The organism is Acidimicrobiales bacterium (assembly GCA_016716005.1).
In the GTDB taxonomy this organism is placed as follows: Bacteria; Actinomycetota; Acidimicrobiia; order Acidimicrobiales; family JADJXE01; genus JADJXE01.
In genome coordinates, this window is sequence record JADJXE010000001.1 from 2,760,691 (window position 1) to 2,773,128 (window position 12,438).

At 75.6% G+C, this 12,438-nt stretch carries 11 protein-coding genes and 1 tRNA gene; 6 read left to right on the top strand and 6 right to left on the bottom strand.

Annotation, left to right across the window (positions count from 1 at the left end):
- Positions 1-55: 55 nt before the first annotated feature.
- The 4 genes from IPM45_13590 to IPM45_13605 are packed head-to-tail and all read left to right on the top strand — an operon-like array spanning position 56 to position 3,154.
- Positions 56-463, top strand: coding sequence for a DUF501 domain-containing protein (locus tag IPM45_13590; GenBank protein MBK9180567.1), 408 nt, complete (start codon positions 56-58; stop codon positions 461-463).
- A gap of 36 nt (positions 464-499) precedes the next feature.
- The gene (locus tag IPM45_13595; GenBank protein ID MBK9180568.1) at positions 500-1,402 is read left to right on the top strand and encodes an exopolyphosphatase; all 903 of its coding nucleotides are present in this window, start codon (positions 500-502) and stop codon (positions 1,400-1,402) included.
- A 53-nt stretch (positions 1,403-1,455) separates the two neighbouring features.
- On the top strand, positions 1,456-2,559 hold the full coding sequence (locus IPM45_13600) for an alanine--glyoxylate aminotransferase family protein (GenBank protein MBK9180569.1): 1,104 nt from the start codon (positions 1,456-1,458) through the stop codon (positions 2,557-2,559).
- A gap of 4 nt (positions 2,560-2,563) precedes the next feature.
- Positions 2,564-3,154 (top strand): GNAT family N-acetyltransferase, encoded by a 591-nt coding sequence (locus IPM45_13605; GenBank protein ID MBK9180570.1) that lies wholly within the window; start codon positions 2,564-2,566, stop codon positions 3,152-3,154.
- Here the strand turns inward: IPM45_13605 and IPM45_13610 are convergent.
- The 4 genes from IPM45_13610 to IPM45_13625 form a co-directional block, all read right to left on the bottom strand.
- Positions 3,151-7,542, bottom strand: a complete 4,392-nt coding sequence (locus IPM45_13610; GenBank protein MBK9180571.1) for an HAD-IC family P-type ATPase — start codon at positions 7,540-7,542, stop codon at positions 3,151-3,153. The two genes, IPM45_13605 and IPM45_13610, sit on opposite strands and share 4 nt — an antisense overlap.
- 62 nt (positions 7,543-7,604) lie before the next feature.
- Complete coding sequence (locus IPM45_13615) at positions 7,605-8,357, bottom strand: enoyl-CoA hydratase (GenBank protein MBK9180572.1); 753 nt, start codon at positions 8,355-8,357, stop codon at positions 7,605-7,607.
- Positions 8,354-9,490: an NAD-dependent epimerase/dehydratase family protein gene (locus IPM45_13620; protein MBK9180573.1), complete on the bottom strand. Its 1,137-nt coding sequence runs from the start codon at positions 9,488-9,490 to the stop codon at positions 8,354-8,356. The genes IPM45_13615 and IPM45_13620 overlap by 4 nt, the downstream gene beginning before the upstream one ends.
- 22 nt (positions 9,491-9,512) lie before the next feature.
- Positions 9,513-10,448 (bottom strand): acyltransferase family protein, encoded by a 936-nt coding sequence (locus tag IPM45_13625; GenBank protein ID MBK9180574.1) that lies wholly within the window; start codon positions 10,446-10,448, stop codon positions 9,513-9,515.
- A 114-nt stretch (positions 10,449-10,562) separates the two neighbouring features.
- On the opposite strand from IPM45_13625, the gene IPM45_13630 reads away from it, so the two are divergent.
- Both IPM45_13630 and IPM45_13635 read left to right on the top strand, forming a co-directional pair.
- Positions 10,563-11,015, top strand: coding sequence for a hypothetical protein (locus IPM45_13630; GenBank protein ID MBK9180575.1), 453 nt, complete (start codon positions 10,563-10,565; stop codon positions 11,013-11,015).
- Positions 11,001-11,087, top strand: a tRNA-Leu gene (locus IPM45_13635). The genes IPM45_13630 and IPM45_13635 overlap by 15 nt, the downstream gene beginning before the upstream one ends.
- Positions 11,088-11,124: 37 nt before the next feature.
- Here IPM45_13635 and IPM45_13640 read toward each other — a convergent pair.
- Together IPM45_13640 and IPM45_13645 are read right to left on the bottom strand one after the other, a co-directional pair.
- Positions 11,125-12,003 carry an alpha/beta hydrolase gene (locus tag IPM45_13640; GenBank protein ID MBK9180576.1) on the bottom strand — a complete coding sequence of 293 codons (879 nt, stop codon included), beginning with the start codon at positions 12,001-12,003 and terminating at the stop codon, positions 11,125-11,127.
- Positions 12,000-12,392 carry a nuclear transport factor 2 family protein gene (locus tag IPM45_13645; protein ID MBK9180577.1) on the bottom strand — a complete coding sequence of 131 codons (393 nt, stop codon included), beginning with the start codon at positions 12,390-12,392 and terminating at the stop codon, positions 12,000-12,002. The genes IPM45_13640 and IPM45_13645 overlap by 4 nt, the downstream gene beginning before the upstream one ends.
- Positions 12,393-12,438: the final 46 nt, after the last annotated feature.

The following is a 12,438-nucleotide window of genomic DNA, read 5'->3' on the forward strand; positions in this document are numbered from 1 at the left end:
CGACGCGGCCGCCGTCGCCCGTCTGCTCGGGCGGACCCCCCAGGGGTCGTTCGCGGTGGTCGTGCGCGATGTCGTGGGCCAGCCGGTCGTGATCCGCAACGCGCCCCTCCTCGACGGCGGGACGCCGATGCCGACCCGCTTCTGGCTGGTGGGCGACGCCGAGCAGCGCGCCGTGAGCCGCCTCGAGTCCGCCGGCGGGGTCAGGGCGGCCGACCGCGCCGTCGACGCGGTGGCCCTGGCCGAGGCCCACCGCCGCTACGCGGCCGAGCGCGAGGCCGAGCTCCCGCCGGGCCACCGGGGCCCCCGCCCGTCGGGCGGCGTGGGCGGCACGGCCCGCGGGGTGAAGTGCCTCCACGCCCACTACGCGTGGCACCTGGCCGGGGGCGACGACCCGGTGGGCCGGTGGGTGGCCGAGCGCCTGGCCGCCGGGACCGATGGCGCCGCCGGCACGGGCTGGGCGTGAGCCCCCGGGCATGAGGGGGCGGGCGTGAGCGGCCCGGTGGTGGCGGCCGTCGACATCGGCACCAACTCCACCCGCCTGCTCGTCAGCGACGGAGGCCGACGCGACCTGGCCCGCCTCCTGCGGGTGACCAGGCTGGGTGCGGGGGTCGAGGCCTCCGGCCGCCTGGCGCCGAGTGCCGTCGAGCGCACCGTCGCGGCCCTGCGCGAGTACCGGGAGGTCCTCGACCGCCTCGGGGCCGAGCGGGTGCGGGCCGTCACCACCTCGGCGGGTCGCGACGCCGGGGACGTGGACGTGTTCCTCCAGGCCGCCGCCGAGGCCCTGGGCGTGCGGCCCGAGGTGCTCGGGGGCGCCGAGGAGGGCCGCCTCGCCTTCGCGGGCGCCGCCGCCGCCCTCGAGCCCGCGCAGGGCCCGTTCCTCGTGGTCGACGTGGGCGGCGGGTCCACCGAGTTCTCGGTGGGGACGACCGCCTGCGAGGGCGTGGTGTCGGTCGACGTCGGGTCGGTGCGCCTCACCGAGGCGTACCTGCACCGGGATCCACCTGGGCCGGAGGAGCTGGTCGCGGCCCTTTCGGTGGTGGAGGCCCACCTCGACGACGTGGTGCGCGAGCTGCCGGCGGTGCGCGACGTCCGCACCCTCGTGGGCGTGGCCGGCACGGTCACCACCGTGGCCGCGGTGGAGCTCGGCCTGGCGGCGTACGACCGCGACCGGATCCACCACCTGGTGCTGACGAGAGCAGCCGTCGAGGACGTCTTCCGCACCCTCGCCACCGAGGCCCTCGCCGACCGGCTCCACAACCCCGGGCTGCCGGCCGACCGGGCCGACGTCATCGTGGGCGGCTGCTGCGTGCTGGTCCAGCTGTTCCGGGTGCTGGGCTTCGAGGAGCTCCTCGTGAGCGAGGCCGACCTGCTCGACGGCATCGTGGCCGGCCTGCTCCGCTGAGGCGGCGGTGCGGTCGGGCGTGGCCCCGGCCGCGCCGGGGACCGCCGCCTAGCATGCCGGCCGTGCCGCTGAGCGACCGCATCCTGATGGGGCCCGGCCCGTGCAACCCGTACCCGGAGGTGGCCGCGGCCTTCGCCCGGCCGCTCCTCGGGCACCTCGACCCCGAGTTCCTGGCGCTCCTCGACCAGACGTCGGAGCGGCTCCGCCAGGTCTTCCTCACCGCCAACGAGCTCACCGTGCCGATCAGCGGCACGGGCTCCGCCGGAATGGAGGCCTCCTTCGTCAACGTGGTGGCCCCCGGCGACGTCGTGGTGATCGGCGTGAACGGGGTGTTCGGCGAGCGCATGTGCGACGTGGCCGGGCGCTGCGGCGCCGAGGTGCACCGCGTCGAGGCCGAGTGGGGGCACGCCATCGACCCGCAGCGCCTCCTCGACGCCCACCCGTCACCCGACGTGATCGCCGTGGTGCACGCCGAGACCTCCACCGGCGTCCGCAACGACGTCGAGCCGCTCGGCGAGGCCAAGGGCGACGCCCTGCTCCTCGTCGACTGCGTGACGTCGCTCGGGGGCATCCCCGTCGAGGTGGACACCTGGGGGGTCGACCTGGCCTACAGCGGGACCCAGAAGTGCCTGGGCGTGCCACCGGGGCTGGCGCCCCTCACGGTCAGCGAGGCCGCCCGCGAGCGCTTCGTCGAGCGCGCCCAGAGCTGGTACCTCGACCTGCGCCTCATCTCCGACTACGCCACGTCGGGCTCGCCCCGCCGGTACCACCACACCGCGCCGATCTCCATGGTGTACGCCCTGCACGCCGGCCTCGGGGCCGTGCTCGACGAGGGGCTCCACCGGGCGTGGGAGCGCCACGCCTCGTGCGGGCAGCAGCTGCAGGACGGCCTGGAGCAGCTGGGGTTCGGGCTGTTCGCCCAGGAGGGCCACCGGCTGCCCGAGCTCACCACCGTCTGGGTGCCCGACGACCTCCCCGCCGGCCTCGACGAGGCCACGGTGCGGCGCCTGCTGCTCGAGAGATACGGCATCGAGATCGGTGGTGGCCTGGGCCCGGTCGCCGGCCGGGTGTGGCGGATCGGCTGCATGGGCCACACCGCCCGGCCCCGCAACGTCACCCTGCTGCTCGGGGCGCTCGGCGAGCTGCTGGGCCGGTGAGCGGGTGATACGCCTCATCGGACGGCGGGTCATCCTCCGCCCCCTCGTCGCCTCCGACTTCGCCCAGTGGAGCGAGGTGCGCCTCCGCAACCGCGACTGGCTCACCCGGTGGGAGCCGCGACGCGCGCCCGGCGCGTCCGACCCCGCCCTCGACCCGCACGCCTTCGCCCTGCGCTGCAACGCCCGTGAGCGCGAGCGCCAGCTGGGCGCCGGGCACGGCTTCGCCATCTTCGTCGACGGGCAGTTCGCAGGTGAGATCAACCTCAACGCGGTGCAGCGGGGGCCGTTCCAGAACGCCTACGTCGGGTACTGGATCGACGAGGAGCGGGCCGGCCACGGCTACGTGCCCGAGGCGCTGGTGCTGCTGTGCAAGCACGCCTTCGAAGAGCTGCACCTCCACCGGCTCCAGGTGGCGATCATCCCCCGCAACCGGTCGAGCCGCAGGGTGGTCGAGAAGCTGGCGATCCGCGAGGAGGGCCTCGCCCTCCGCTACCTCGAGATCAACGGGGTGTGGGAGGACCACCTGCGCTTCGGCATCACCGCCGAGGAGTGGGACGAGCGCCGCGACGAGCTCCTCGAGGCCTGGATCGCCTAGGCCGACGGCCCTGCCGGCAGGGCCGGGGTGGGCAGCGGGCCGACCGCGCCGAGCCGGTCGAGCAGGCTCGGCAGGGCCAGCGAGGCGGCGGTGGCGGCGGCCGAGGCGCCCAGGGCGGTCGCCCACCCCGCGGGGCCCAGGGGCCGGCACCCGAAAAGGTGGCTCACGCCCGGCGTCTGGACGATGCCGGCCATCACCGCGAACGACCCGAGGCCGGCGGCGAGCACCGGCAGGCTGGCCCCGCCGCTCACCAGCGTCTGCCCCAGCTGCGAGCCCACCAGGGCGACCAGGGAGACGGTGGAGGCCCGCTCGGCCGTGCCCGTGAGCCGCCCGACCGCCCACGCCGTCCCCGCTCCACCGGCGGTCGCCACCGCCCGCACGGCGATGGCCCGGTTCAGCGCCGTGCCGAGGGAGCGGTCGGGGCCTTCGAGCAGCAGCTGCTCGGGCGTGGTCCGCGTGGGGGGTCGCACGGCGATGGCCATGGCCGGCGCCACGTCGGTGAGCAGGTTCACCAGGAGCAGCTGGCGGGCGTTGAGCGGGGACGTGCCGCTCAGCACGCTGCCGGCCAGGGTGAAGGTGATCTCGCCCAGGTTGCCGCCCACGAGGATGGCCACCGCGTCGCGCACCGAGGCCCACATGGCCCGGCCCTCGACGACGGCGTCGACGATCGTCTCGATCCGATCGTCGGTCACCACCAGGTCGGCGGCGTCACGGGCCGCGGTGGTGGCCCGGGTGCCGAGGGCGACGCCCACGTCGGCCAGCCGGATCGCCGGTGCGTCGTTGGCCCCGTCGCCGGTCATGGCCACCACCCGGCCCGCGTGCTGGAGGGAGCGCACGATGCGCACCTTGTGGAGCGGCGTCACCCGCGCGCACACCGAGGTGTGGAGCAGGGCGACGGCCAGCTCGTCGTCGTCGAGCTCGTCGATGTCGGGCCCGGTCAGCACGGCCGCCTCGTCCAGCAGGTCGAGCTCGGCGGCGATGCCCTCGGCGGTGCTGGGGTGGTCGCCGGTGATCATGATCACGCTCACCCCGGCCCGGCGCAGGGTGCACACGGCCGAGGCCGCGGTGGGCCGGACCGGGTCGGACAGCCCGAGGAGGCCGGCGAACACCAGGCCGTCCACGGCATCCGGGTCGTCGACGGTGAAGGCGTCGTCGACCTGGCGCTCGGCCACCGCCAGCACGCGGAACCCGCGGCGGGCGAGCGGGTCCACGCCGGCCGCGAGGCGAGCGCGCTCGCCCTCGTCGAGGGGTCGGGCGCCCTCGGCGGTGCGGCGGTGGGTGCAGCGGGGGAGCAGCACCTCCGGTGCGCCCTTCACGCTGAGCAGCCGCCCCGCGGGGGTGTCGGCGAGGGTGGCGTGGAAGGCGCGTCCCGGCTCGAAGGGGAGCTCGTCGACGCGGACCCACGCCCCGACGGCGTCGGCGGCGGCCAGCCCTGCGACCTCCGCTCCCCGCACCACGGCCCGGTCGGTGGGGTGGGGAAGGCGCGGCGCGCTGGCCACGTCGGGGGTGGCGCGCAGCGCGGCGGCCAGCACCTGGCGGTGCTGGCCGGTGAGCGGCGTGCCACCGTCCCGCCACTCCGAGTCGCCGTCGGAGACCACCCGCAGCCGGATGTGCCCCTCGGTGAGGGTGCCGGTCTTGTCGGCGCAGAGGACGTCGACCCGCCCGAGGGCCTCGACGGCCCGCACGTTGCGCACCAGCGCGCCGCGCCCCGACAACCGGCGGGCCGAGCTGTGCTGGGCGACGGTGGCCAGGAGGGGCAAGCCCTCGGGCACGGCTGCGACCGCCAGGCTGACGCCCGCTCCGACCAGGTCGGCGAGGGGCCGGGCGCGCAGCAGACCCGAGCCGACCACGCCCAGGCCGGCCAGGACCGACACCGGCGTGACCAGGGTGGTGATCGACTCCAGCCGGGCCTCCACGCCGCTGGCCGGTGCCCTCCCGGCCCCGGCGGTCGCCCCCCGCTCGGCCTCGGTGGCCGCTCCCACCGCGACCACCACGCCGGTGGCGGTGCCGGCCGCCAGCGACGTGCCGTCGTAGAGCATGGAGGTGCGGTCGGCCACGGACGCGGCATGGGAGGCCTCGGCGTGCTTGGCCACCGGCAGCGACTCGCCGGTGAGGCTCGACTCGTCCGCCTCCACGGCCTCGGCCGTCAGGATGCGGCAGTCGGCCGGGACGGCGTCGCCGGCGGCGAGGCGGACGACGTCGCCGGGAACCAGCGAGTCGGCCGGTACGGTGACGAGCCGGCCGTGCCGACGCACCGTCACGTGCTGGCGCTCACGCCGTCCGAGCCGGGCGATCGCCCGCTCGGTGCGGTGGCGCTGGACGCCCCCGATCACCGCGTTGAGGGCCACCACGCTGGCGACCATGGCCGCGTCGCCCACCGAGCCCACGGCCAGGGAGAGGCCGGCCCCGACGGCCAGCACCGGGGTGAGCGGGTTGATCACCTCGTCGGCCACGGCCCGGGCGAGGGCCAGGCCGGGCGGGCTGGTCGGCGGCGCCGGCGGGCGTCGCCGGGCGGCCTCGTCGGGGGCCAGGCCGGCCGGGGTGGTGCGGAGGCGCGCCAGCACGGCGTCGGCATCGAGGGCGTGCCAGGGCACCACGTCGTCGGCCGGGGGCGGGAGGGCCGCACCCCGCAGCGCGAGCCCGGCTCGGGTGCCGTTGACCAGGGCCAGGGCGGTCGCCACGTTGATCGTGGTCATGACCCGCTGGGTGGTGCCGGGCACCAGGCCGCCGAAGGCGATGAACGTGCTGGCCGTGGCGCCGCCGAAGGCCAGCGCCGCACTCTGACGGCTCACCTCGCGCGCGGCCTGGCCGGCCACGGCGACCAGGCAGGCGTCGGCCAGGTCGGGCCCGCCCACCAGATCGGCGTCCCAGGGCACCGGCTCGCCCGGCCGGGGCACCCCGACGCCGCAGTCGGCCTCGCGGAGGCCGGCGTGCGTCCCCATGGCGACCATGAGGACCCCGTGCCCTTCGGCCTGGCGGCCCTCCACCACCCTGGCCGCGGCGACGGGCGGTACGACCCGGTCGGGCTGCAGGGCCAGCACGGTGCGCTCGTCGTCGGCCGTCACGATGACCTCGAGGCCGGCGCTGCGGACCGCGGCCACCAGGTCGGCCGCCTGGGGGGCCAGCGCCGTCCGCAGCTGCACCAGCGCACGCGGCCGGTCGTGGTGCTCCAGCAGCAGCACCGGCCGGCCGGCGGCCAGCAGACGGGCCCGGCGGGCCACGTGCTCGTCGGCGCCGGTCAGCGGGCCGAGCGCCCAGCCCTCGACCTCGTGGCGGACCGTGGGAGCGTCGGGGCGGAACAGCTCGGTGACCCGGCGCCGGGCGACGGCGAGCTCGGTGTCGTCGAGCACCTCGATCGTCGCGGGCTCGAGCTGGTCGGCCACGAGGAGGCGCCCGTCGAGCACGGCCACGTCGAGGCGGTCGAGGGTTCGCAGGGCGTCGGGGTCGAGGATCACCACGCCCCGCTGGGCGAGCAGCCGCCCGACCTGGGCCGCGAAGGCCTCCCGGCCGAGGCGGGCCGCCTTGGGCACCCCGGCCAGCAGGGCGGCGGCGGCGCGGTCGAGGCTGCGCAGGAGGGGGACGGCGACCGCGAACCCGCCCAGCGAGGCCAGCAGCACCCGCTCGTCGTAGCGCTCGATGGGCCCGGGCCGCAGCGGCGCCGGGCGGGTGGGCGGGTAGAGCGGGCCGATCGGGTGGGCCGACGGCGTGGCGCACAGCTCGGGCTCTCGGGCGACCCACGCCCGCCGGCGGCCCTCGGCCTCGCCGAGCAGCGACCCCCGGTGGACGATGTCGAGCAGGGGCCCGAGGGGGCCCTGGGCCAGGCCGGCGGCGATGCCGTTCCCGACGGCCAGGGCCAGCTCGGCCACCGGGGTCGTCAGGCGGCGGTCGATGGGGTCGCGGGCGCGTGGCACGTTGGCGAGCAGGGAGAGCAGGGCGGCGGTGTCGACCTCGATGGGCAGCGTCGGCACCCGCAGGGCCCGTCCGACCAGGGCCAGGGCCAGGCCGGTGGCGTCGGCGCCCAGGGCGACCAGGTCGCGCACGATCGGCTCGTGGTCGCCCGGGTGGTCCGGGCGGCCGTTGGCGAAGGGGGTGTGCTCGACGCCCAGGCGGCGTTCGACGTCGTCGACGACGGCGACGCACCAGGCCGGGCCGACCACGTCGGGGTCGAAGGCCACGACGGCCCGACCCGGGGCCGACAGCACCTCGACCCACCGGATGCCGGGCCGGCCGTCGAGGGCGCCGACGAGGTGCTCGGCGAAGGACGCGGTGGCCTCGCCGTCGAGCTCGCGCAGCTCGACGTGCACCCGGCCGCCCTCCGGCGTGGCCCACACCCGCCGATGGCGGTGGGGGAGGTCGTACACGGGGCGGAGGCGGTCGAGCAGCGCCATGGCGCCTACCATGTTCGGCCTGTCGGGGGCGGTGGGCTAGGGGCGGACGGCCGTGATCTGGGTCACCGACTGGTGATCTTGGCCTGCAGGGCGCGGAGGCGCTCCGCGAACCAGGGCTGCTCGATGGACCACACCTGCGGATCGAGCTCACGGTTCACCGCGGCCTCGTGGTCGGCGACGTTGCCCATGTCTCCGAGCGTGCGCTTCACGGTGACGGCCAGCTCACGGGGAGCCTCGGCCGCCCTGGTGGCCAGGGTGCGCGCGGCCTCCAGCAGGGTGTCGTCGTCGACGCAGCGCCAGACCAGCCCGGTCCGCTCGGCCTCGGCGCCGTCGAGCACCTCGCCGAACAGGATGGCGGCCGCCGCGGTCTGGGGCCCGGCGGCGCGCTGGAACATCCAGGTGTGGCCGCCCCCGGGGTGGAGGCCGAGCTGCAGGAAGCGGGTGTCGAAGCGCGCCCGCCGGCCGGCGAGCCGAACGTCGCAGACGAGGGCCAGGTTCATGCCGGCGCCGACGGCGGCGCCGTTGACGGCGGCGATGGTGGGCAGCGGGCACCGGCCCACCCGCAGGAAGCCCTCGTAGATCCGGCGGAGGCCCTCGCGCTTGGCCGCGCCCAGGTGGTCGAGGTTGGCGCCGGCGCAGAACGCCGGGGGCGCCCCGGTGACGACCACCGCGCCCACACCGGGGTCGGCCTCGACCTCCTCGAACGCGGCGATGATCTCGTCGACCATCGGGAGGGTGAGGGCGTTGCGGCGGTCGGGGTCGTCGAGGGTGACGACGGCGACGCCGTCGGCGATGTCGGTGCGGACGAGGCTCACGGCGCCGAGTCTGTCATCCCCTCGTGGCCCTCACGGCCCTCGACGGGCCGACCCCCGACGGGCCGGCGCTCGTCGTGGCGCTCGCCGAGCCGGTGGATCACCGCCGGCGAGTGGCGGAAGAACTCCTCGACGTCGCTCTGGTAGCGGTAGCCGGGTGAGGCACCCACGGTCTCGCGGAGTCGCAGCGCCCGGGCGAAGTCGTCGACGGTGCCGGCCGACGTGTGCTGGTAGCGGAACCCGGCCTCCTTCAGGCGGCGGTTGTCGGCCCCACGCCCGTAGCGGAGGAGCGTGAGGGTCTCGGGGGGCAGGTGCACCACCCCCAGCCGCCGCAGCAGCCCGGCCGCGACCTCGGTGCCGACCGCCGGCAGCGGGAAGGTGCGCTTGCCCACCAGGGCCGCGACCTCGCTCCACGGGAGCAGGCCGTCGCCGGCCACGTTGAACACCCCGGGCAGGTCGGCGTCCATCACGAACAGCAGCGAGCGGATGACGTCGTCCTCGTGCACGAACTGGATCCGGGGGTCGAAGCCGAGCACCGAGGGCACCAACGGCTGCTCGAGGGCCCGGGAGAGCGGGGTGGAGATGTCGGGCCCCAGCACGTTCGAGAACCGCAGCAGGGTCACGCTGACGTGGGGGTTGTCCTCGGCGAAGTCGCTGACGTAGCCCTCCACCTCGACCAGCGAGCGCTCGACCGCGGTGACCGGGGGCGCGCTGCGGGGGGTCTCCTCCGAGAACCAGACGGGGTCCAGCGGGGCCGAGCCGTACACCAGCGTGGCCGACTTCACGACCACCGTGCGCACCGTGGACCCGGGGGCGCTGGCCGCCGCGAACAGGTTCATGGTGCCGATCACGTTGATCTCGTGCATCGTGCGGGCCCGCATCATCGTGGAGTCGACGACCAGGAACGTGTGCAGGATCGTGTCGACGCCGGTGGCCTTCACGATGCGCGACAGGATCGAGTAGCTCTCGTCGCAGCGGACGTACTCGGTGCGCTCCAGGGCCACGGTGGGCTCGTGGATGTCGAGGCCGACGATCACCTCGACGTCGGGGTCGGACTCGAGGGCCTGGGCGACGCGGCCACCCCAGAACGACCCGAGACCGGTGATGAGCACGCGGCGGCCGCCGCCCCCGTTCACGGTCGGTCCCCTCGCGGCGGGGTCATCCGAACCACACGCTGCGCCGGCTCCGGAGCATCTCGTAGAGGGCCTCCTGGATCCGCTGGCGGATCTCCTCCGAGGCGTCCATCACCTTGCTGCGCGAGTACCGCACCTGGTCGGGCTCGACGTCGAAGCGGACCGGCTCGAGGACGCGGATGCGGAACTTGGCCGGGAGGTGCACGGCCAGGCCCATCGGCCCGAGGAGCAGCATGTTGGCGGTGACGGGCAGGTACGGCAGCCCGAGCGCCCGGGCGAGCGGGTTGAGGTGGAACAGGGTGGGCATCGACTCCTCGGCGCCCAGTATCGCGAGGGGCACGACGGGCACGCCGGCCCGCATCGCGATGTCGACGAAGCCGCCGCGCCCGAACCGGCGCAGGCGATAGCGCTGGCTGAAGGGCTTGGCCGGGCCCTTGCTGCCCTCGGGGAACACCAGCACCAGCTGCTGCTGCTCGCGCAGCAGCCGGTAGGCGTTGTCCGGATGGGCGAGCACGCCACCGAGCCGCGACCAGAGCGTGCCCACCACGGGGATCTCGCGGAAGAGGTGGTCGGCCAGTCCGTAGACGGGGCGGCCGAGCTCGGTCTCGAGGCCGTGCATGATCGCGGGGGCGTCGGACGGCACCGCGGCGGCGTGGTTCGCCACCAGCAGGGCGCCGCCGGTGGGCGGGAGGTGCTCGAAGCCCTCCCACTCCACCCGGTGCCAGCGACGGTAGAGGGGGTCGTAGGCCCGGCGGGCCAGCGCCCGGAGGTGCTCGGAGCGCCCCCACTCGTCGACGTCGGACCGCCGCGGGTCGGCCAGCGCGACCTCCGGCTCGGCTCGGGTGCTCACCGGGACGAGTGCACCGGCGGACTCGGCCGAGCCGGTGGGGGCCAGGACGCGGTCCGGGCGGGTCGCGACCGCGGGTGGTTCAGCGGACTCGAACCGCCAGTCGTCCTCCACGCCGCCCATGGTACGCAGCGCCCCAACGGGCCCGGCCGGATCGACCGGGCCGCCGGTGGGGGCCCGAGCCGCAAGGCGAGGAGAGTGACACACCCGGGGCCCATACTCGCCGTGATGGATGTGTCCTCAGCCGTGCGCTTCGCCGGCGCGGTGCGAGCCCTCAGCCGGGCTGCTCGCGCCCTGGGCCTGGCCGTCCCGGGGTTCCGCAGCCCGCCCCGGTTGCCCGGGGTCGACCGCACCCTGCGCCGCCGCGCCGACGGTTCGGTGTCGGTGGCGGTGCGGCTGCGGGGGCGGCCGTGGCCGGCGGTGCTGGCCGACCTGGTCGAGGGGGTCGTGGCCGCCAACCGGCTCGGCGGCGTCGAGGCCGACCGGGTGCGGGCCGCCCTGTGGGGCGCGGTGGGCGACCAGGTGGACGATCAGGCGGGCGAGGCCGCAGCTCGTGGGGTCGGTGGGCCGGAGCGGCGGCTCGTGCCGGTGCCGCAGCCCGGGGACGTGCCGCAGCCCGGGGACGTGCCGCCTCGCCGTCCGCGTTCACCTACCGTGGATGCACCCGCCCGGGTGGCGTAACCGGCAGGCGCAGGGGGCTTAAACCCCTCGGTCCGCGAGGACGTGCGGGTTCGAGTCCCGCCCCGGGCACCAACGGTGAGTTGGAGCCACCTGTCGGTCGACGACTCGATCAGCTCGCTCCCGTGAGGACTGGGAGCAGGGCCCGGGCGACCTCGGCCGGTCGCTCCTCGTGTGCGAACAGACCGGCACCTTCGATGACCTGGAGGCGGGCGTCGGGGAACGTCCCGACCATCTCCTTCGCCCATCCGACGGGGAAGAACGGGTCGCGATCGCCCCAGACGAGCTGGACGGGGACGTCGATCCGGCGATGCAGCTCCGTCAGGTCGCGCACGAGCTGCTGGTCGAAGCTCCGGAGCAGCCGCACGGCGGCGTCACGGCGCTCCGGCGACGTGTGCAGCGGCTGGAGGAAGAACTCGTCGAACTCGCCGTCGAGCAGGGACGAGTCGGCGAACGCATCGCCGAGCACGAACCGGTTGCGGCGCAGCCGCGGTCGTCCGGCGACCCAGCCGAGGCCTGCGCCGAACCCGGGCACGCGACGCGCCGCGACGAACGACGTGAACCGCCAGCTCAGACCCCTCGGCTGTTCGGTGTCGATCAGCCCCAAGGCGCGCAGCCGCGTGTCGCCGGCCACTGCGTGCCGGGCGATCAGCCCACCGCTGTCGTGCCCCACCACCGCGACGTCGTCCAGCTCGAGGACGTCCAGCACACGGCGGACGCTGTGGATGTGCTGGCCGATCGTCAGTGGGGTGTCGGCCGTGAACCGGCTGGACCCGGCGCCCGGCAGGTCGATCACGTGGCAGGTGACGTGGTCGGCCAGGTGTGGCAGGAGGGTCCGGAACGTGGCCCCGCTGACCGGCCAGCCGTGGACGAACAGCACGTCGGGGCCGCTGCCCACCGCACGGTGGGCCACCTCGCCGGCCCCGACGTCGAGGAACCGGTCGGGCTCGCGGCGGAACAGGTCGGCGGCGGCTGCCGGGGTGATGCTCATGCTTCGCCCGCCCCGTGGATCTTCATCGCGGTTCCGAGGTCGAAGTAGTCCCGCCACACCGTGATCTTGCCGTCGTGCACCTCGAAGACGCTGTTGACCGGCAGCTCCCGCCACCCGTGGTCGAGGCGGTGGCGGTCCAGGCGCTCGAGGAAGACCACCGGGCCCGCAGCCGCCTTCCGCAGGATGACGAACTCGTTCTCGTGGATCGGGGCGAAGAACGGCTCGAGCACCTCCCGCACCCCGGCGTGGCCCCGCACGGTCGTGATCGGGATGTTCGTGTACTCGACATCGTCGGCGAGGTAGGCCAACGCGGTGTCGAAGTCCATGGCGACGAAGGCGTCGAGGAACGCCTCCACCACCCCGAGCGATCCTGCAGCGTGTTCGGTCATGTGAGGCTCCTCGCGACGGTGTGTAGTGATCGCTGCGAAACCATAG

Bases quoted from the DNA above. Each gene is read 5' to 3' on its own strand.
- IPM45_13640 (MBK9180576.1), bottom strand. From the start codon at position 12,003: ATGAGCATCACCCCGGCAGCCGCCGCCGACCTGTTCCGCCGCGAGCCC.
- IPM45_13645 (MBK9180577.1), bottom strand. From the start codon at position 12,392: ATGACCGAACACGCTGCAGGATCGCTCGGGGTGGTGGAGGCGTTCCTC.
- IPM45_13600 (MBK9180569.1), top strand. From the start codon at position 1,456: ATGCCGGCCGTGCCGCTGAGCGACCGCATCCTGATGGGGCCCGGCCCG.
- IPM45_13630 (MBK9180575.1), top strand. From the start codon at position 10,563: ATGGATGTGTCCTCAGCCGTGCGCTTCGCCGGCGCGGTGCGAGCCCTC.
- IPM45_13610 (MBK9180571.1), bottom strand. From the start codon at position 7,542: ATGGCGCTGCTCGACCGCCTCCGCCCCGTGTACGACCTCCCCCACCGC.